This is a genomic window from Nonomuraea sp. N2-4H (assembly GCF_045291505.1).
GTDB classification, from domain to species: Bacteria; Actinomycetota; Actinomycetes; order Streptosporangiales; family Streptosporangiaceae; genus Nonomuraea; species Nonomuraea fastidiosa.
Map to the genome: position 1 here is coordinate 8824612 of NZ_CP147987.1, position 18826 is coordinate 8843437.

Below are 18826 nucleotides of genomic sequence, written 5' to 3' on the forward strand. Positions count from 1 at the left end.
TCGGAAATCGCGGGCCGCGGGAGCCCAAGGCAGGAAGGGATACACGCATGGCGGCGATGAAGCCGCGGACCGGCGATGGTCCGCTCGAGGTCACCAAGGAAGGGCGCGGCATTGTCATGCGAGTCCCTCTGGAGGGTGGCGGCAGGCTCGTCGTGGAGATCTCCGCCGACGAGGCCAAGGCGCTCGGTGAGGCGTTGAAGAACGTCGTCGGCTGAGCGCTCCCCGGAGGAAGACCCTTGTTCTACGACCCTGGCGTGGCCACGACGCCAGGGTCGCTCACGTTTGAGGAGAGGTTCCGTGCCCATTGAGACCACTGCTTCGGTGGTCACCGAGGTTCCAGGCGACGCCGAACTGCTGGCCGTCCCCTACGACTCCGATCTCAGCCCGTCCGTCGAGCTGCCGCTTCCGGCCGCGGACCTGCTCGCGCACTACAACGCCAAGGGCGAGGCAGGCGAGATCGTCGAGGTGCCGGTCGCGCGGTCCGGCGGCGTGGGCCGGGTCCTGCTGTACGGCGTCGGCGACGGCTCACCGCGCGACCTGCGCACGGCCGCCGCCGCGCTGACCAGGAAGGTCAAGGGCAGGGAGACGCTGACCGTGGTGCCGCCGTCCGCGGACGACCTCTCACCGTTCGCGGAGGCGGCGCTGCTGGCGGCGTACACCTTCAAGATCGGCAAGCCGGGCAAGGAGCCGGTGCGGTCGCTCGTGTTCGCCGGGGCGGACGAGGGCCAGGTACGGCGCGCGGAGACCGTCGCGCAGGCCGTGGCCTTCGCTCGCGACCTGGCCAACACGCCGTCGTCGGTGAAGAACCCCGCCTGGCTCGCCGAGCGGGCTCAGGAGACCGGCCTGCCCGTCGAGGTGTGGGACGAAGAGCGGCTGCGGGCCGACGGCTTCGGCGGCATCCTCGCCGTCGGCCAGGGCTCGGCCAGCCCTCCGAGGCTCATCAAGCTCTCCTACACCCCCGACGAGCCGGCCACCCGGCACGTCGTGCTGGTCGGCAAGGGCATCACGTTCGACTCGGGCGGGCTGTCGCTCAAGCCGACCGACAACATGAAGACCCAGAAGACCGATATGGCGGGCGGTGCGGTCGTCATCGCCGTGCTGAAGGCGCTGGCCGCGCTCAAGGCCCCCGTACGCGTCACCGGCCTGGTCGCCGCCGCCGAGAACATGCCGTCGGGCACCGCGCAGCGGCCCAGCGACGTGATCACCCACTACGGCGGCCGCACGGTCGAGGTGCTCAACACCGACGCCGAAGGCCGGCTGGTGCTGGCCGACGCGCTGGCGTACGCCGACGCCGTGCTCGACCCCGACGCGGTGGTCGACATCGCCACGCTCACCGGCGCCATCACGGTCGCGCTCGGCCGCGCCTACGGCGCCGTCTACTCCTCCGACGACGAGCTCGCCGAGCGGCTCGTGGCGGCGGGGCAGGCGGCCGACGACCGGCTGTGGCGGATGCCGCTGGTCGAGGACTACCGGCCCGCGCTGGACTCGCAGATCGCCGACCTCGCCAACGTCGAGTCCGGCAACAAGTTCGGCGGCGGGTCGATCACGGCGGCGCTGTTCCTGCGGGAGTTCGCGGGCAAGCGGCCGTGGGCGCACCTCGACATCGCGGGCGTGGGGCGCAGCACGGCCGACGAGGGCACCCTCACCAAGGGCGCGACCGGCTTCGGCGTACGCGTGCTGCTGGAGTGGCTCACCAAGAGCTGACGGGCACCACCCGCCGGCCGGGCTCACCGGGCCGGCGGGCGCCGCGCCCGGGGGCGAAGGCCCGACGGGCGCCGCGCTCGGGAGCGGAGGCCGGCCACCGGCCCCTTGAGGCGGTTCGCCTGGGCAGGCGGGTCAGCCGGAGCCTTTCAGTGCCCTGGATCAGTCGGAGATCTTCACGGCGGCCAGCAGGCCGTCGCCGAGCGGCATGAGCACCGAGCGCAGCCGCTCGTCCGACTGCACGAGCTTGCCGACCTCGCGCAGCGCCACCGTGTCGGTGTCGCGCTGCGCCGGGTCGGCCACGCGGTTGTGCCACAACATGTTGTCGAAGGCCACGATGCCGCCCACCCGCAGCAGGCGCACGGCCTCGGCCAGATAGTCGGCGTACTCCTGCTTGGCGCCGTCGGCGAAGACCATGTCGTACCCGCCGTCGGACAATCGCGGCAGCACGTCCAGCGCGCGTCCTGAGATGAGCCGCACCCTGCTGCCGGAGAACCCGGCCTCTGTGAACGCCTGACGGGCCAGCCGCTGGTGCTCGGGCTCGACGTCCACGCTCGTCAATGTGCCGTCAGAACGCATGCCGCGCAGCAGCCACAGCCCCGACACGCCGCAGCCCGTGCCGATCTCGACGACCGACTTGGCGTTGATGACGGTCGCCAGGAAGCACAGGGCGGCGCCGCCGCCGGGAAGGATGGGTGTGGCACCCATCTCCAGCCCGCGCTGCCGCGCCGCGTGCAAGATCTCATCCTCGTGATGGAACTGCTCCGCATAGGCCAGAGTGGCCTCCACCGGAGTGGTCATCGGCCTCCTCCCCCACTTTCATGCGATAGGTCGCGAGGTATACGCGTGATTGGCACCGATCGCAGCCTAGGGGAGACACGCCGGGACGGGAACTCAAGAGGGCATCGAGGCGTTGCAGGTTTAAACGGGCTTTGCCGGTCCGGAAGGCAGGCAGTGCGCACGAAGGGACGAAACCAGGCACTATGGCGGTAGCGGTGGTCCCAGAGAGAGGAGTTCTGGTGGACGAGAGCGACCACCAGACCGATACTCCGGTGTCGTCCGAGTGGACGCCTCCCACCTGGGAGGAAGTGGTGCGGACGCACTCCGCGCGCGTGTATCGGCTGGCATACCGGCTGACCGGCAATGTCCATGACGCCGAAGACCTGACGCAGGAGGTCTTCGTCCGGGTCTTCAGGTCGCTGTCGAGTTACACCCCGGGCACGTTCGAGGGGTGGCTGCACCGGATCACGACCAACCTGTTCCTCGACATGGCGCGGCGCAAGCAGCGCATCAGGTTCGAGGGGCTCGCCGACGACGCCGCTGAGCGGCTGCGCGGTCGTGAGCCGTCCCCGGCTCAGGCGTTCGATGACGCCCACCTGGAGCCCGACATCCAAGACGCCCTCGACGCGCTCGCCCCCGAGTTCCGGGCCGCGATCGTGCTGTGTGACATCGAGGGCCTTTCTTACGAGGAGATCGCGGCCACGCTCGGCGTCAAGCTGGGTACGGTCCGAAGCCGTATCCACCGTGGCCGGGCGCAGTTGCGGGAGGCTCTCGATCACCGAGCCCCCCGTAATACTCAACTCCCCCCGACCGTGATCCGTGGGGAGGAGATCTGACATGGCTCATTTGGGAGAACGCGCTTCCGCGCTTGTCGATGGAGAGCTGAGCCACACCGAGCGCGAACGCGCGCTGGCTCATCTGACTTTCTGTGCTGACTGTCGTCGTGAAGTCGAGTCGGTAAGGGCGCTGAAGTCCCGCCTGCGCTCGCTTGAGATGCCGGCGATGCCGGCCGACCTGACGATGTCCCTGCTTCGCATGGCGGAGCCCGGCGGCCCGTTGCCGCCGCGGGAACGCCCTTTTCCAACCCGTACGTTCGGGGGAGTGCCCATCCCCGGGCCGCACACGATCGCCCCCCTCGACAACCGTCCGCGGCGCGACGGCAGTGGCGGGGCTTCGGGACCTGGCCGCGGTGGTAGCCGGCGGCGTTCCACGTACGTGGCGGTCGGCGTGGTTTCGGCGGCCGTGGCGCTCGGCACCTTCTTCGCCGCGAGCGGAATCGGGCAGAACAATCCCGCTCCTCCGGTTGAACTGTTCCAGCAGCAGGCCCGTACTACGCCTACGAACGCCTCATCCAACGCCACACCTTGACCTCGGGGTCACCACGTTGATGCCGGCGGACATTCGGTTGGCGTAGTCGGCGGCAGAGCGGGCATACGATCTGGGTTCGGGAATTGTCACAGGCAAGTCCTGACAAAAGCTTTAGATCACTCGTATGCCGCAAAAGCCAGCATTTGCGGTGGCCGAGCCAAGGAGTGGTGAGATCTAGATGACCGACGAGACGCGGTCCCCGGAAGGGCGCACACCGTCGGACTCCCCCGAGCCACAGGGGCGGCCGGACTTCCTGCCCGCGGACGACAGGTCCGAGCAGCGGTCGGAGCCGCCCGCCTCCTTCGGCTCCTCGTGGGGCGACCCGTCCGGCCGCTCCGGGGGCTCCGGCTCGCCGCCGTACGAGCCGCGGCCGTACGACGCCTCGGCCGACCGGTCACCGTACGGCGGGCCTGGGCCCGGGCCTGGGGCGCAGCAGGGCACCGGGCCGCAGTACGGTGCGCCGTCGTTCGGCCCGCCTGACGGTTCCCACGATCACTCCTACGGTCGTCCCGACGCCGAGACCCGCGCCTACGACGGCCCCTCCTTCAGCCCGCCGGGCCCCTCGGGCAGCTCGCAGGGACCCTCGGGCCCCTCCTTCGGCCCGCCCGGCTCGACCGGGCCCTCCTTCGGTCCTCCAGGCCCGGCTGAGCCGTCCTTCGCGCCGCCCGGATCCACTGAGCCGTCCTTCGCGCCGCCCGGCTCCACTGAGCCGTCCTTCGCGCCGCCCAATGGCGACACGCGTGCGTACGAGAGCCCGTTCTTCGGACCGCCCGACGGGGGTGCCCGCGCCTACGACGGCCCGCCGATCGGATCGTCCGGCGAACACCCCGGTTTCGGCGGGGCCCCCGGCTCCTACGGGCCACCTCAGCCGCCGCCACCGCGCCAGGCCATGGGCATGGGCCCCGGCTGGGGTCCGCCCCCACCCGGAAGGGAGGCCGCCGCCGTGCAGCGGGGGCCGCGCACCGGGTTCTTGATCGCGATGGCCGTGGTGATCGCGCTGGTGGCCTCGATGCTCGGCAGCGTCGGCACGTACCTGCTGACCCGGCCGAGCAGCAACGCCATCGACCCCTCCTACAGCCTCGGCCCGCTGCCCACCGGAGCCACCAACCGCGCGCCCGACTCCGTCGCCGGCGTCGCCGCTCGGGTGCTGCCCAGCGTGGTCTCGCTGGAGGTCGGTAACGGCAGCAACACCGAGGGCGCGTCCGGCTCCGGCTTTGTGATCAAAAACGGCTACGTGGTCACCAACAACCACGTCGTCTCGCTGGCCGCGCAGGGCGGCGAGATCCGGATCATGTTCAACAACCGCAAGACCACCACCGGCCGCATCGTCGGCCGCGACCCGGGCTCCGACCTGGCGGTGATCAAGCCTGAGGAGACGTTCGGCACGCCGGAGATCACGCTCGGCAACTCCGACCAGGTGGTCGTCGGCGACCCGGTCATCGCCATCGGCTCGCCGCTCGGCCTGACCGGCACCGTCACCACCGGCATCGTCAGCTCGCTCAACCGGCCGGTCATCGCCGGTGACGAGTCCGGCACCAACGAGGAGCCGGCGTACATCAGCGCCATCCAGACCGACGCCGCCATCAACCCCGGCAACTCCGGCGGTCCGCTGGTGAACGGCAAGGGCGAGGTCGTCGGCGTCAACTCCGCGATCGCCACGCTCGGCCGTTCGCTGACCAGCCAGAGCGGCAGCATCGGCCTCGGCTTCGCGATCCCCGTCAATCAGACGCGGCGGGTCGCCGAAGAGCTGATCACCACCGGGCGGGCCAAGCGGCCCAAGATCGGCGTCGTTCTGGAGAAGGACTTCAGGGGGCAGGGCGTCAAGATCGCTACCGAGCCCGCCGCCGGTCAGCAGCCGGTCACGCCCGGCGGCCCCGCCGACAAGGCCGGCCTCAAGCCCGGTGACGTGATCCTGGAGATCGACGGGCTGGCCTTGCAGGACAGCAACGAGCTGATCGCCCTGATCCGCAGCAAGGAGCCGGGCTCGCAGATCAAGATCAAGTACCAGCGTGACGGCCAGGCCCGCACCGCCACCCTGACCGTGGTGGCCGAAGACGGCCCCGCCCCGTCACCCTCCTGACCCGGATCGGCTGACCGCCTCACCCGGCCACCCCGGACGCGTGGGTGGCCGGGTGAGCCGTTTCAGGCGCGGACCGGGAAGTTGCCCACGCCCCGCCACTCACGCGCGCCTCCGAGCTTGCGGGCGGTGGGTGCGGGCTGAGAGATCCGCTTCGCCGCCTCGCCGCCTTCGGGCCAGGGTGGGGTGGTAGGCACGAGGGGTGTAACGCCTAGGCCTCCGTGCGCCGCATACGTGCGCTCTCAGCATCTTCGGCCTGAGCGGTGGTAAGTGGGAGGGGTGGACGCCCAGACCTCCGCTCCATCGCATGCCGGCGCCCATCTGAGGCTGTGGGGCGTGGGGAGGTCCGGAGGCGAAGACGGCCCCAGCCTCTTGGGCTCGTCCTAACGCCGCCCCGGCCGCCTCTGGCGTGTGCCCCGGCTGCCTCTGGCGTGTGCGCTGGTCGCGTGAGGGTGAGGTGCGGCCGCCGTCGCGCCCACCTCCAGCCCTGCGGTGTCGGCGCGTGAGAGTGGGAAGGACCTTCGACCTCCGTTGCGCCGCTTGCGTGCGCTCCTGCCTCCTGGCTGCGCCGTGCTGTGAGGAGGGGGCGGTCTGGTCGCTGTCTCGCCGTTCGTGTGTGGGGTGTCGGGGCGGCGGCGCCAGTGTGGTGCACTCACGGAGCGGGGCCCAGAGGGTGGCGGTGCTGGTGTGGTGGGTCCGCGGAGCGGGAGGGCGTCGGTGTGGGTGGCTGCGATGGGTGGCGGTGCCGGTGTGGGTGGCCGCGATGAGCGGCGGTGCTGGTGTGGTGGGCCTGCGGAGCGGGAGGGCGTCGGTGTCGGTGGCCGCGAAGGGCGGAGGTGTCGGTGAGGAGGCGTCTGCGACCGGCCCTGAAGCCCGCTGGCGCCCTTCGGCTACTGGCCGGGCCTTGAGCTCCTAGGGCACTGTCAGAGGCTAACGGGGGCCGATCAACGGCCCGCCCGCCTGCCTGGTCTGGTGCCGCAACGTGGTCTGGCCTGGTGCCGCAACCGACCTGGACTGCGTGCTGCAACGCGGCCTGGACTGCGTGCTGCAACGCGGCCTGGACTGCGTGCTGCAACGCGGCCTGGACGCGTGCTGCGACCCCCGCCTGGGCTGTGTGCCGCATCGCGGACGGCGTCCGTGGACCGTGACCCCGAGATCGGTCGTCTTCGCGGCCGGGTGTTGCCATAGGGGCGTGGGTGGTTTGTCCTAGGGGGGACGACTCAGTCACGGCTGGAAGCCCTTAGTCTGTGGATAGGCCGGGGTTGTCCTCGGAGAGGTTGGACTGCGGTAGGAGCTCACGGTGTTCGGACTCGGGTGGATGGAGGTCGGAGCGCTGATCGTGATCGCGCTCCTCGTCTTCGGTCCCGACAAATTGCCGCAGGCCGCCGCGCAAGCGGGCCGGACCCTGCGCAACCTGCGCCGGATGGCCAACAACGCGCGCGAGGACCTGCGTGCCGGGCTTGGCCCCGAGTTTCAGAACTTCGACCCCGCCGACCTCAACCCGCGCAACTTCGTACGCAAGCATCTCCTCGACGACCTAGAGGACGACTGGAACAACGCGGGCAAGCCGAAGGAGCTGGAGCCGGTCGCGGCGACGTACACGCCGGAGCCGGTGGTCGATGAGCTCGGCTTCGGTGAGATTCCCCCGTACGACTCCGAGGCCACCTGACCTGCAAAGCAATGGGCCCGCCCCCAAGTGAAGGAGCGGGCCCGCAGCAAAAGGTCAGCGGCGAGGCGAGAGGCCGAGCTGCATGCCCTTGAGGCTGGTGGAGCGCTTGCTCAGCCCGGCCGCGATCGAGCGCAGCTCGGCGGCGGCCGGCGAGTCGGGGTCGGTGAGCACGAGCGGCTTGCCCTCGTCGCCGCCCTCGCGCAGCCGCATGTCGATGGGCACCTGGCCGAGCAGCGGCACGCGGGCGCCGAGCGTGCGGGTGAGCGCGTCGGCGACGGTCTGGCCGCCGCCCTCGCCGAAGACCGCGATGCGCTCGTCGCAGTGGGGGCAGGGCAGCCACGCCATGTTCTCGATGACGCCGGCGATCTGCTGGTGGGTCTGGGCCGCGATGGAGCCGGCCCGCTCGGCGACCTCGGCGGCGGCCATCTGGGGCGTGGTGACGACGAGGATCTCGGCCGACGGCAGCCGCTGGGCGACGGAGATGGCGATGTCGCCGGTGCCGGGCGGCAGGTCGAGCAGGAGCACGTCGAGGTCGCCCCAGTAGACGTCGGCGAGGAACTGGTGCAGCGCCCGGTCGAGCATGGGGCCGCGCCAGACGACGGGGGTGTTGCCCGGCGGCTTGAACATGCCGACCGAGATGACCTTGATGTCGTGGGCCACCGGCGGCATGATCATGTCTTCGACCTTGGTGGGCCGCTCGGAGGCGCCCAGCATGCGGGGGACGCTGTGGCCGTAGATGTCGGCGTCGACGATGCCGACCTTGAGGCCGTTGGACGCCATGGCGGCGGCGAGGTTGACCGTGACCGACGACTTGCCGACCCCGCCCTTGCCGCTCGCCACCGCGAAGACGCGGGTCAGCGAGCCCGGCTGGTTGAACGGGATCTCCTTCTCCGGCCCGCGGTCGCCCCTGAGCTTGGTCTGCAGGCTCTTGCGCTGCTCGGCGCTCATCACGTCGAGCTCGATCTGCACGGCGGTGACACCCTCGACCTTGGAGACGGCGGCGGTGACGTCGCGGCTGATGGTGTCCTTCATCGGACAGCCGGCCACGGTGAGGTAGATGCCGACGCGCACCGCCCCGTCGGGAGCGATATCGACGTTCTTGACCATGTCGAGGTCCGTGATGGGGCGACGGATCTCGGGGTCGATGACGGTGGACAGCGCGGCCGTCACGAGTTCCTGGGTAGGTGCCATCGAAGTCTCGGCACGAGGGAGTGTGCCGTCCCTCCTTTGTCGGTCTATATGTGACAGGCGCTGAAACGCCAGTAGTGAGGATGCCCCTCCATGGTATGAACCACGGTCCGCAGTGGGTTAATCCGCACTGTTAGATGTCTGTGCAACAGCGGTCCAAGGTTACTCCCCGGTGCTCTTGCGCGACGAGCGGCCGTCCGGCGAGGCCCCGCCGTCGATGCCGTCGATCTCCCTGAGCTCGTCGAGCAGCCGCCCGAGCTCGGCGCGCAGGTAGTCGCGGGTGGCCACCTCGTTGACGGCCAGGCGCAGGCCGGCGATCTCGCGCGTCAGGTACTCGATCTCGGCCTGGTTGCGTTCGGAGGTCTCGCGGTCCTGCTCGTACTGGATGCGGTCGCGGTCGTCCTGGCGGTTCTGGGCGAGCAGGATGAGCGGCGCGGAGTAGCTCGCCTGCAGCGAGAGCATCAGCGTGAGGAAGATGAACGGGTACGGGTCGAACTTCAGGTGCGGGGGCGCGAGCACGTTCCACAGCACCCAGACCGACACGAACACCGTCATGTAGACGATGAACCGGGCGGTGCCCAGGAACCGGGCGATCCGCTCCGACAGCCGGCCGAACGCCTCGGGGTCGTAGTGGGGCCGCAGTGAGCGGCGCAGCTCGCGCGGCTGGTCGAGCCGTTCAGTCGTCATGCGCGTCGTCCCTCTCCCGCCAGCCCTCGGGCAGCATGTGGTCGAGCACGTCGTCCACGGTCACCGCGCCGACCAGCCGGCCCAGCTCGTCCACGACGGGGGCCGCGACGAGGTTGTAGTTGGCCAGGTAGTACGTGACCTCGCGGAGCGTGAACTCCGGCTTGATCGGGTCGATGGACGGGTCGAGCGCGCCGCCGAGCAGGGTGGACGGCGGCTCGCGCAGCAGCCGCTGGAAGTGCGCGACCCCGAGGTAGGTGCCCGTCGGCGTCTCGGTCGGCGGCCTGGTGACGTAGACCTGGGCGGCCACCGCGGGCGTGAGGTCCTGCTGCCTGATGTGGGCGAGGGCCTCGGCGACGGTGGCGGTGGGCGGCAGGATCACCGGTTCGTTGGTCATCACGCCGCCCGCGCTGGTCTCCGGGTACGTGAGCAGCCGCCGCACCGGCGCCGCCTCTCCGGGCTCCATCAGCCCGAGCAGCTGGGCCGCCTGCTCTTCTGGCAGGTCGTGCAGCAGGTCGGCGGCGTCGTCCGGGCCCATCTCCTCCAGGACGACGGCCGCGCGCTCCGGCTCAAGCATGCCGAGGATGCCGATGCGGTCGTCGGGCGGCAGCTCCTCCAGCACGTCGGCGAGGCGGGTGTCGTCGAGCGCACGGGCGATCTCCAGCCGGCGCTTGCTGGGCAGGCTGTGCATGGCGCTGGCCATGTCGGCGGCGCGCAGCGACTCGAACGCGGCGATCAGCCCGGCCGCGCCCTGGTCCTTCTGCAGCGTGTCGAACCCGGACACCTCGTCCCAGTCCACGATGCGAGGGTCGCGCCGCCTGCGCTTGTAGACGGCGACCTTGGTGATCTCCCAGACGGACGGCTTGATCTCCTCCATGGCGACGTCGTAGACGGTCATGGGCTCGCCGCCGACGCTCACGGTGAGGTCGAGCATCTCGCCGATGACCAGCGTCTCGGCGGTGCGCTGCTCGAACCTGCGCATGTTGAGCTTGCCGGTGAAGACGACGGCGCCCGCCTCGATGCGGCGGACGCGGGTGATGGGCAGGAAGACGCGGCGGCGCGGCTGCACCTCCACCACGAACCCGTGCACGGTGGGCCGCCGGGCGATGCGCAGCCCGACCACGACGTCCCTGACCCGGCCGATCTGGTCGCCGACCGGGTCGAAGACCGGGGTCCCCGGCAGCCGGGCCACGAAGATCTTCACCTGGTCAGGCTAACAGCGGGGCCCCATTGCGCTCGGGAGCCCGGACGTGTCAGTATCAAACCTGCTTAACGGTGATTACGGGGTATGCAGGGGGTCTGCGATGAGGTATGCGGGGCTCGCGCTCGCGTTCGTGTCCTCGTGCTGTTTCGCGTTCTCGGGGCCGATGGCGAAGTATCTCAACGCGGCCGGGCTCGCGCCCATCGAGGCGGTCTGGACGCGCATGGCCGGCGCCGGGCTGCTGCTGGTGGCCGTGCTCGCCGTGGTGCGGCCCCGCGCGCTGCGCATCCGCCGCTCCATGCTGCCCTTCGTCGCCCTGTACGCGGTCATGGCCGTCGCCGGGGTGCAGGCCCTGTACTTCGTGGCGATCACCCGGCTGCCGGTCGGGATCGCGCTGCTGCTGGAGTTCATGGCGCCGGTGATGGTGGTGGGGTGGGTGCGTCTTGTCCGCAAGGTGCGCCTGGTCAAGGCCGCGTATGTGGGCGCCGTCGTCGCCGTCGTGGGCCTCGGCATCGTCGTCGAGGCGTGGCAGGGCCTGCGCCTGGACGCGCTCGGCCTGCTGCTCGGCCTGCTGGCCGGGGCGTGCTGCGCCGGATATTTCCTGATGAACGATAGCTTCGGCGACGAGGTGGACCCCCTGGGCCTCATCGCGTGGGGCATGACCGGCGCGGCCGTGGTGCTGGCGCCGTTCTCCCGGCCGTGGGACATCCCCTGGAGCGCCTTCACGGCCAACGCCACCCCCGAGGGCGGCATCACGCTGCCGGTCGCCGGCGCGTACCTGTGGATGGTCGTGGTCGCCACCGTGCTCGCCTACATCCTGGGCGTGAACGCCGTGCGGCGGCTGTCGGCCGCGGTCGGCGCGACCGTGGCCTCGCTTGAGGTGATCTTCGGCGCCGTCGTGGCGTGGGCGCTGGTGGGGGAGAGGCTCGGCGTGTTCCAGATCGTCGGCGGGCTGATCGTGATCGGCGGCGCACTGCTCGCCCAGACCGCCACCTCGGCCACCCGCCCGCAGGCCGCGCCGGAGCCGGGCCAGGAGCCGGGCCAGGAGACGGGCCAGGAGACGGGCCAGGAGACGGGCCAGGAGACGGGGCGGCAGACGGGCCAGGAGACGGGACGGCAGGCGGGCCAGGAGCCCGGCCCCGAGCCGGTCACCACCGCCGGGTAGGTCACACCTGCGGGGTGAGCCGCCAGACGATGGACTCGCGGGCCCAGCGCTCGGGCAGGTGCTCGCTGTCGGGGGCGTTGAGCCGCTCCTTGGCCAGCACCGCCACCGCGTCGGACGCCGCCGCCTGGTCCACCTTCTCGACCGTCGCCTCGAACTCCGCAAGACGCGCGCCGTTGTCCTTGCTGCGCAGCGTGACCGTGACCCGGTCGAGCGACTCCAGGCCGGGCAGCTCCTGCTCGGCGCCGCCGGAGACGAGGTAGATGGCGCCGTCGTGCCAGGCGTGCCAGGCCAGGCGCGGACGGTCGAGGGTGAGCCAGCAGATGCCCGACTTCTTCGCGCCCTCTTCGACGGCCGCCGCGCTTACAGATCCCTCGCTCACAGGCACGACTGTAACCGCCGGGAGCGGGGGCGGTCACCGGGCGGCCGTGAGCAGGTTGCGCGAGTAGGTTGAGCGCATGCGCTCACGACGTTCGGTGCTCGCCGTGCCAGGCAGCAACCCCCGGTTCCTGGAGAAGGCCCAGACTCTGCCCGTCGACGAGGTCTTCCTCGACCTTGAGGACTCCGTCGCCCCCGCCGCCAAGGAGGAGGCGCGGGCCAACATCGTCACCGCACTGCGCGAGGGCGACTGGTCCGGCAAGACGCGGGTGGTCAGGGTGAACGACCTGACCACGCAGTGGACGTACCGCGACGTGATCGAGATCGTGGAGGGCGCGGGAGACCACCTCGACTGCCTCATGCTGCCGAAGGTGCAGGACCCGACCGAGGTGATCTGGCTCGACACGCTGCTCACACAGATCGAGAAGACCATGGGGTACGAGGTCGGCCGCATCGGCATCGAGGCGCAGATCGAGAACGCCCGCGGCCTGGTCAACGTCGACGCCATCGCCGGGTCGTCCAAGCGCCTGGAGACGCTGGTGTTCGGCCCCGCCGACTTCATGGCCTCCATCAACATGCGCACGCTCGTCGTGGGCGAGCAGCCGCCCGGCTACGCCGAGGGCGACGCCTACCACTACATCCTCATGCGGCTGCTCATGGCCGCGAGGTCGCACGACTTGCAGGTCATCGACGGCCCCTACCTGCAGATCAAGGACGTCGAAGGCTTCCGCAGGGTCGCGATGCGCGCGGCGGCGCTGGGCTTCGACGGCAAGTGGGTGCTGCACCCCGCCCAGGTGGACGCGTGCAACGAGGTGTTCTCGCCGTCGCAGGAGGACTACGACCACGCCGAGCTCATCCTGGAGGCGTACGAGTACTACACCACCGTGGAGAAGCGCGGCGCGGTCATGCTGGGCGACGAGATGATCGACGAGGCCAGCAGGAAGATGGCGCTCGTCGTGGCCGCCAAGGGCCGGGCGGCCGGGCTGAGCAGGACCAAGCGGTTCACACCTTGATGCCGATGGCGGTGAAGAACCACAACGACGAGGTCAGCCAGAGCCCGGCCAGCGCGGTGAACGCGAGCCCGCCGAGCATCGGCAGCGTCCAGCCCGGCGCGTCCCGCTTGGGCAGGGCCAGCATCTTCGCGGTGAACACACCGTAGAAGAAGCAGCCGAGCAGCGAGTGGGCGAGCACCCTGGGCACGTCGTACTGCAGGCCCAGGGCGTACAGGCAGTGGAAGGCGACGGGGATCGTGAGCAGGAACGCCGCCCGCCCCGACCAGCGGTGCACGGCGGGCGGGATCGCGACGCCCAGCCTGCCCCACAGGGACAGGGCCGAGACGACCTGCACGATCGCCAGCACGAACGCGCCCGTCGTCAGCCACGCCTTCATCGGCAGCGCGCCGGAGAAACCGGCCACGCCGACCGCGAAGCCGGTCGGCGTGTGCGCGCGGCCGTACACGCCGAGTGCGATCATCACGAGGCCGCCGGCGAGCAGCGGCACGAGCAGCGGGGTCAGCCCGCGGGCGGGCCGCTGGGGGATGGCGGTCATTGCATCTCCTCGACGAACGAGTCGGCGTCCTTGGGGTACACGGTCGTGCCCTCGACCGTGATGGGCGCGGTCGGCCGCGCGGCGTCGAGCTGCGGGACGTCGAGCTGCTCCTCGCCCGCGAACGCGGCGCCGACCTGGTAGTAGCCGCCGTTCGGGTTCCGCACCAGGATCCAGCCGGCGCGGAACTTGGCGCCCCGCACGATGGCGGTGGCGCGGTAGAGGCCCGACGGCTTGGTGACGGCGGGCGCCTTGAAGGACCAGCGCTTGCCGGCGACGGTGACCGTGCCCTCGGCCCGCCCGCCGTCCAGCTCCGCCTTGACCGTGGAACGGGGGTCGGCGACGCTCTTGAGCCGCAGCTCGCCGGCCGACTCCGCGCCCGTGAACCAGGCCTCGATGCGCCCGTCGCAGAAGTAGCCGACGGCCTTGCCGTTCCTGATCGAGATGGCGATCAGCGCGCCGTTGCCCTTCACCCGGCCGCCGTAGTCGGCCTTCTCGATCTTCTTCGGCTCGGTGGGCGTGGGGGAGGGGGACGCGGAGGCGGTGCTCTCCTCGGCGCTCTCGGCGTTCCCTGATGGGCTCGCCTCGGCCGTGGGGGTGTTGGCGGTGGTGTCCGTACGCGTGCCGGTGGCGGCGGACTCTTTTGCCGCCGGTGCCGCGGCGGAGTCTTTTGCCGCCGGTGCCGCGGCGATGCTGGCGGCGCCCAGCCCCAGGGCGAGCACCGCGCCCGCCGTGAGGGTGATCACAGGTCCCAGCCGTGACGACATGGACTGCTCCCAGGGTCGAAATGTCTACGACATCGAGCATCCGCCGCTTTCCCGGCCCCGTCTGTGAACTATTACGTATGGGACGGACAGAATGGAGAGATGCAGGAGAAACCAGGGCCGCAGTATCCCTACGGTGGCTATCCGTACCCGCCGCCGGCGCCGTCCTGGTTCCTGCCGGTCCCGCGCCGGGCCCGCTACGACCACCTGGCCAGGACTCCCGCCACCCGGCCGTGGCAGGCGATCGTCGGCACGCTGGTCGTGGCGGCCGGGTTCCTGCTCATCGGCGTCATCGTGGTCACCATGTTCGTGCTGGGGGCGGCCGTGCTCGGCCTCCCCTCGCCGATCCACCCCAGCGGGCTGCCGAAGGGCACGCCCGCCGGGCTGGCCATGTCGCTGCTGTCCATCGCGCCCGTGCTGCTGCTGGTGTTCGGCACCGCGGCGCTCATCCAGCGGCGCCGCCCCGGGACGCTCTCGTCCGTGGCCGGGCGGCTGCGCTGGACGTGGCTGCTGACCTGCGCGGTCGTGGGACTGCTCGCGATGATCCTCGGGCAGGTCGCGCAGTACTTCGCGCTGACCTCGGCCGGCCTGGACACCGAGATGTTCGGCTGGGCGGGATGGGACGCCTTCCTGCCGCTGCTGGTGGTGATCGTGCTGCTCGTGCCGTTCCAGGCGGCGGCCGAGGAGTACGTCTTCCGCGGCTGGTTCGTGCAGGCCGTCGGCGCGCACGTGCGCAACCCGATCTGGTCGATTCTCATCGGGTCGGCGCTGTTCGCCTCGCTGCACGGCTACTCGTGGGCCGGGCTGCTCGACGTGTTCATGTTCGGTGCGGTGATGGCGTGGCTGAGCGTACGCACCGGAGGGCTGGAGGCGGCCATCGCGCTGCACGTGCTCAACAACGTGATCGCCTTCGGGACGAGCGCCGCCGCGGGCACTCTCGACGACGCTCTGAACCAGGGCAAGGTTCCGGTGCCCTGGCAGGCGTTGGCGGGAACCGTGGTGCAGCTCGGGGTGTATGCGTTTGGTGTGATGTATCTAGCTAAAAAGCGGTCGATTAGCACTATTTCGCAATAAAACGGGCGAGGGGTGCGGGGAATCTCGCTAGAGAGGTCTCGCTATTCCGGCCGAGACATGCTGGTCTGGATGCTGTCGGGACGGCGAGGGCAGGGGCAGTCCCCGGGCCCGGACCTTCCTGGAACGGTCCGCGTCAGCGGCCGGGATCGACCTGTACGACTCGTTCGACTAGGAGGGACGCCGCGTGGCCTCCGGCCCCAGCGAACCGCCACGGCGACCGCCGGAAGACGACGAGCCCCGTGCCGAGGGCCCGTCCGCTCCGCAGCCGCATGCCGAAGAGCCCAGAATCAGCCACGCGCCGCCCGGTCCCACCGACGACCGGGCCCGAGGGCTGCCCCTGGCCTCGCCGTGGGGCATGCCGCCGTTCGCCGCCCCGATCCCCGACGAGGAGCCCGAGCCGCCCAAGGGGCGCCGCCCGTACAGCTCGCCGACGGCCGAGCCCGACGTGGAGCCGCGCCGCCGGCCCGGCGCATCGTCAACCGGCCTGACAAGCTCGTCGCGGGCGGGCCGCTCAGCCGGCCGCAGCCTCCTCAGGCAGGTGGGCAGGAGGGCGCGGGCGAGGTCACCCAGCCGCTGGCCGTCGCCCCCGGCGCCCCGGACCAGGATGCCCCGACCCGGGGAACCGGCCCTCAGGGGACGGATGCGCAGGAGGCCGCTGAGCAGGGGGCACAGCGGCGGCGGGACCGCACGCCGCCCCCGTACCGGCTGGTGTATCCGCTCCCGTCCCGCGAGACCCCGCACGAGTCCCCGGCACAGGAGCCGCCGGCGCAGGAGCCATCAGCGCAGGAGCCCGCGCCGCCGCAGGAGCAGCCGGGCGGCGAGGACGAGCCCGAGGTGCGGCGCGTCGGACGCCCGCCCGCCGGCCGCCCCACCCGCCCCGACCTGCTGGTCGCCACCGGCCCCGCCCGCCCCCAAGGCGCGGGCGGACGGCACCAGAGGGGCCCCGCGCCGGCCGCCTTCCGCCGGGCCAGTCCCGTGCGCAGGCGCAGCAGGGCCGTGCCGGTCGCGCTGACCGTGGCCGCCGCCGTCCTGGTGGCCTCCGGCGTACTGGTCTGGCAGTGGCTCGGCGACGGCCCGGCGCTGCGCCTGGAGGCGGGCACCGGGCGTTCGGGCGACGAGCTGTTCACGGTCCCCGCCGCGGGCGAGGGCGTCAACCAGAAGCTCAACGACATGGCCTCGGCGGGCAAGGCGGTGGTGGCGGTCGGCAGCGACACGACCAGCCCGACCCCGCGCCCGCTCTTCCTGTTCTCGCCCGACGGCGGCAAGCGCTGGCAGCTCGGCCAGGTGCACGGCACCTCCGCCACCTCCACCGTACGCAGGGTGGTCGGTGGCGACGGCCGCTGGCTGGCCAGCGGCGGCGACGAGGCCACCGGCGAGCGCGGCCTGTGGACCAGCACCGACGGCTACAGCTGGACGGCCGTGCCGCCGTCGGGCCTGGCCGCGTTCAGAGCGGGCGACCACGTCGAGGACATCGCGCGCACGAAGTCCGGGTTCGTCGCGGTCGGCCGCACCACGGGCGCCGACGGCGGCACAGGACCGGCAGCCTGGCGCTCGGCCGACGGCTCCTCATGGGAGCGCGCCGAGCTGAGGGAGCCGGACGTCCGTGAGCTCAGGGCCGTCGTGGCCAGGGGCGACACGGTCGTGGCCATCGGAGTACCCGCGGACGGCGAGGGATCGCGGGTGCTCCGATCGGCCGACGGCGGACGCGGCTGGCAGGCGACCGGCTTCCGCCTCCCCGAGGCGGCCGACCCGCGCGCGGGGACGGTGGCGGTGCTGCCCAAGCGGTTCGTGCTGGTGCCGACGCGGCGGCGGACGATCGAGGGCGACGTACGCGTCTACTGCTCGCCGAACGGGACCCAGTGGTCGCAGTGCGGCTCCATCCGCGGGCTGGACGCGGCCAGTACCGGCGTGGAGTCGCTGATCTCCCACCCGTCGGGCGTGGCGGCGATCGCCCAGGCGGGCATCGGCCGCTACTCGGTGCTGACCAGCACCGACGGACGCGACTGGGACAAGCGGGCCGACCTGCGCGACCTGAGGGGCGCCACGCTGCGCGGGTTCACGATCGCCGAGGGCGGCACCCTGTTCGCGGGCGGCGACCAGGCGGCCTCCGACGTCGACAACCAGATCGTGCTCATGGCCGCGCCGCAGCGTGGCTCGGTCTCACGGGTCGACCTCGGCAGGATCGACGGCCTGACCAGGATGTCCCGGGAGACCAACGCGCTGGCCGCGTACGACGGCAGGTACGTCGCCGTCGGCTCGGCCTCGGGCGACGCCGGCCTGTGGACGATCAGGAACTGGCAGAGCTGGAAGTCGATGAGCCTCGGCGGCCCCGGCAGGCAGACGCTGGAGGACGTCGCCCACGGCGGCCGCGGCTGGCTCGCCGTCGGCGGCACCGAGACCGGCGTCGCGCTCACCGACCCTCTCCTCGTCACCTCGCAGGACGGCGAGAACTGGAAGCGGGTGAACGTCACCGGTGACCTGGCCCGCCCTCAGGACCACCCGTTCCTGCGCACCGACGTGGTCACCGCCGGCACGAAGGGCTACGTGGTGGCCGGCGAGTCGCGCGACCAGGCGGGCTTGTCGCGGGCGGCCATGTGGTTCACGCCCGACACGCGCAAGTACACCCGGTCGGAGAAGCTGCCGCAGGGCGGCTCAGGCGTCCGCATCCACGACGTGGTCGCGGTCGGGGACGGGTTCGTCGCCGTCGGCGGCAAGGGCATGGGCGACCGCGAGGACGCCGTCGTCTGGTACTCCGCCGACGGGCTCAACTGGAGGGCCCGCGAGCCGGCGACCCCGGACGACGCGACCGCCGCCGGGCTGCGCAAGGTCGTGGTGCACCAGGGCAAGCTCGTCGCCATCGGCACGGCGGTCGCGGACGGCGCGCGCCGGGCGTACGCGGCGGTCTCCGACGACGACGGCGAGAGCTGGCGTACGGCCTGGCTGCCCGCCGAGCGCGCGGCCGGCGTCTTCGACCTCGCGGCGGCCGACGAGGGGCTGGTGGCGGTCGGCTGGCACGGCACGCAGGGCGAGGGCGACAGCGCGGCCTGGACCTCGCAGGACGGGCTGACCTGGAACCGCATGGAGCTCACCAAGGACCGCCTGGCCGGTCAGGGTGCGCAGTGGCTGTCGGCGGTGGCCGTGGCGGGCACGGAAGTGGTGGCGCTCGGGCGCTCCACGACGTACCAGGCCGACCACCTGATCCTGTGGACGTCCAGCCTGACGTCGAGCAGGTAGG

Annotated in this window: 17 protein-coding genes; 10 read left to right on the plus strand and 7 right to left on the minus strand. The window is 71.6% G+C overall.

Going from position 1 to position 18826, the window contains the following annotated elements; genetic code table 11:
* Nucleotides 1–47 precede the first annotated feature (47 nt).
* Nucleotides 48–215 (plus strand): DUF3117 domain-containing protein, encoded by a 168-nt coding sequence (locus WBK31_RS40845; protein ID WP_020545024.1) that lies wholly within the window; start codon nt 48–50, stop codon nt 213–215.
* A gap of 82 nt (nt 216–297) precedes the next feature.
* The gene (locus tag WBK31_RS40850) at nt 298–1704 is read left to right on the plus strand and encodes a leucyl aminopeptidase (protein WP_364068998.1); all 1407 of its coding nucleotides are present in this window, start codon (nt 298–300) and stop codon (nt 1702–1704) included.
* 159 nt (nt 1705–1863) lie between these two features.
* On the opposite strand, the gene WBK31_RS40855 is transcribed toward WBK31_RS40850, so the two are convergent.
* On the minus strand, nt 1864–2502 hold the full coding sequence (locus WBK31_RS40855; protein ID WP_364069000.1) for an O-methyltransferase: 639 nt from the start codon (nt 2500–2502) through the stop codon (nt 1864–1866).
* Between the two features lie 182 nt (nt 2503–2684).
* Here WBK31_RS40855 and sigE point away from each other — a divergent pair, with 182 nt between their 5' ends.
* From sigE to WBK31_RS40875, 4 genes are all read left to right on the plus strand, one after another.
* Nucleotides 2685–3317: an RNA polymerase sigma factor SigE gene (gene sigE, locus WBK31_RS40860; RefSeq protein WP_364069002.1), complete on the plus strand. Its 633-nt coding sequence runs from the start codon at nt 2685–2687 to the stop codon at nt 3315–3317.
* Nucleotide 3318: 1 nt separating this feature from the next.
* Nucleotides 3319–3849, plus strand: a complete 531-nt coding sequence (locus WBK31_RS40865; protein ID WP_364069004.1) for a zf-HC2 domain-containing protein — start codon at nt 3319–3321, stop codon at nt 3847–3849.
* A gap of 178 nt (nt 3850–4027) precedes the next feature.
* Nucleotides 4028–5929: a trypsin-like peptidase domain-containing protein gene (locus WBK31_RS40870; RefSeq protein ID WP_378785172.1), complete on the plus strand. Its 1902-nt coding sequence runs from the start codon at nt 4028–4030 to the stop codon at nt 5927–5929.
* Between the two features lie 1297 nt (nt 5930–7226).
* A complete protein-coding gene (locus WBK31_RS40875) occupies nt 7227–7595 on the plus strand; it encodes a sec-independent translocase (RefSeq protein WP_378785171.1) in 369 nt (122 codons plus the stop codon).
* A 54-nt stretch (nt 7596–7649) separates the two neighbouring features.
* On the opposite strand, the gene WBK31_RS40880 is transcribed toward WBK31_RS40875, so the two are convergent.
* The 3 genes from WBK31_RS40880 to WBK31_RS40890 form a co-directional block, all read right to left on the minus strand.
* Nucleotides 7650–8786, minus strand: coding sequence for an Mrp/NBP35 family ATP-binding protein (locus tag WBK31_RS40880; RefSeq protein ID WP_364069010.1), 1137 nt, complete (start codon nt 8784–8786; stop codon nt 7650–7652).
* 159 nt (nt 8787–8945) lie between these two features.
* The gene (locus WBK31_RS40885) at nt 8946–9470 is read right to left on the minus strand and encodes a DUF1003 domain-containing protein (RefSeq protein ID WP_364069012.1); all 525 of its coding nucleotides are present in this window, start codon (nt 9468–9470) and stop codon (nt 8946–8948) included.
* Nucleotides 9460–10671 (minus strand): magnesium transporter MgtE N-terminal domain-containing protein, encoded by a 1212-nt coding sequence (locus tag WBK31_RS40890; RefSeq protein ID WP_364069014.1) that lies wholly within the window; start codon nt 10669–10671, stop codon nt 9460–9462. The genes WBK31_RS40885 and WBK31_RS40890 overlap by 11 nt, the downstream gene beginning before the upstream one ends.
* Nucleotides 10672–10771: 100 nt before the next feature.
* On the opposite strand from WBK31_RS40890, the gene WBK31_RS40895 reads away from it, so the two are divergent.
* Entirely contained in the window at nt 10772–11833 is a 1062-nt protein-coding gene (locus WBK31_RS40895) for an EamA family transporter (RefSeq protein WP_406674132.1), read from the plus strand.
* Between the two features lies 1 nt (nt 11834).
* Here WBK31_RS40895 and WBK31_RS40900 read toward each other — a convergent pair whose 3' ends face one another.
* On the minus strand, nt 11835–12212 hold the full coding sequence (locus WBK31_RS40900) for a hypothetical protein (protein WP_378785168.1): 378 nt from the start codon (nt 12210–12212) through the stop codon (nt 11835–11837).
* Nucleotides 12213–12288: 76 nt separating this feature from the next.
* Here WBK31_RS40900 and WBK31_RS40905 point away from each other — a divergent pair, with 76 nt between their 5' ends.
* Nucleotides 12289–13221 (plus strand): HpcH/HpaI aldolase/citrate lyase family protein, encoded by a 933-nt coding sequence (locus WBK31_RS40905; RefSeq protein WP_378785167.1) that lies wholly within the window; start codon nt 12289–12291, stop codon nt 13219–13221.
* On the opposite strand, the gene WBK31_RS40910 is transcribed toward WBK31_RS40905, so the two are convergent.
* Together WBK31_RS40910 and WBK31_RS40915 are read right to left on the minus strand one after the other, a co-directional pair.
* Complete coding sequence (locus tag WBK31_RS40910) at nt 13211–13756, minus strand: DUF6529 family protein (RefSeq protein WP_364069021.1); 546 nt, start codon at nt 13754–13756, stop codon at nt 13211–13213. The two genes, WBK31_RS40905 and WBK31_RS40910, sit on opposite strands and share 11 nt — an antisense overlap.
* Entirely contained in the window at nt 13753–14520 is a 768-nt protein-coding gene (locus WBK31_RS40915; protein WP_364069023.1) for a hypothetical protein, read from the minus strand. Before WBK31_RS40915 ends, WBK31_RS40910 begins: the two co-directional genes overlap by 4 nt.
* A gap of 99 nt (nt 14521–14619) precedes the next feature.
* Between WBK31_RS40915 and WBK31_RS40920 the strand changes: the two genes are divergently transcribed.
* The gene (locus WBK31_RS40920; RefSeq protein ID WP_364069025.1) at nt 14620–15591 is read left to right on the plus strand and encodes a type II CAAX endopeptidase family protein; all 972 of its coding nucleotides are present in this window, start codon (nt 14620–14622) and stop codon (nt 15589–15591) included.
* 708 nt (nt 15592–16299) lie between these two features.
* Nucleotides 16300–18825 (plus strand): hypothetical protein, encoded by a 2526-nt coding sequence (locus WBK31_RS40925; protein WP_406674133.1) that lies wholly within the window; start codon nt 16300–16302, stop codon nt 18823–18825.
* Nucleotide 18826: the final 1 nt, after the last annotated feature.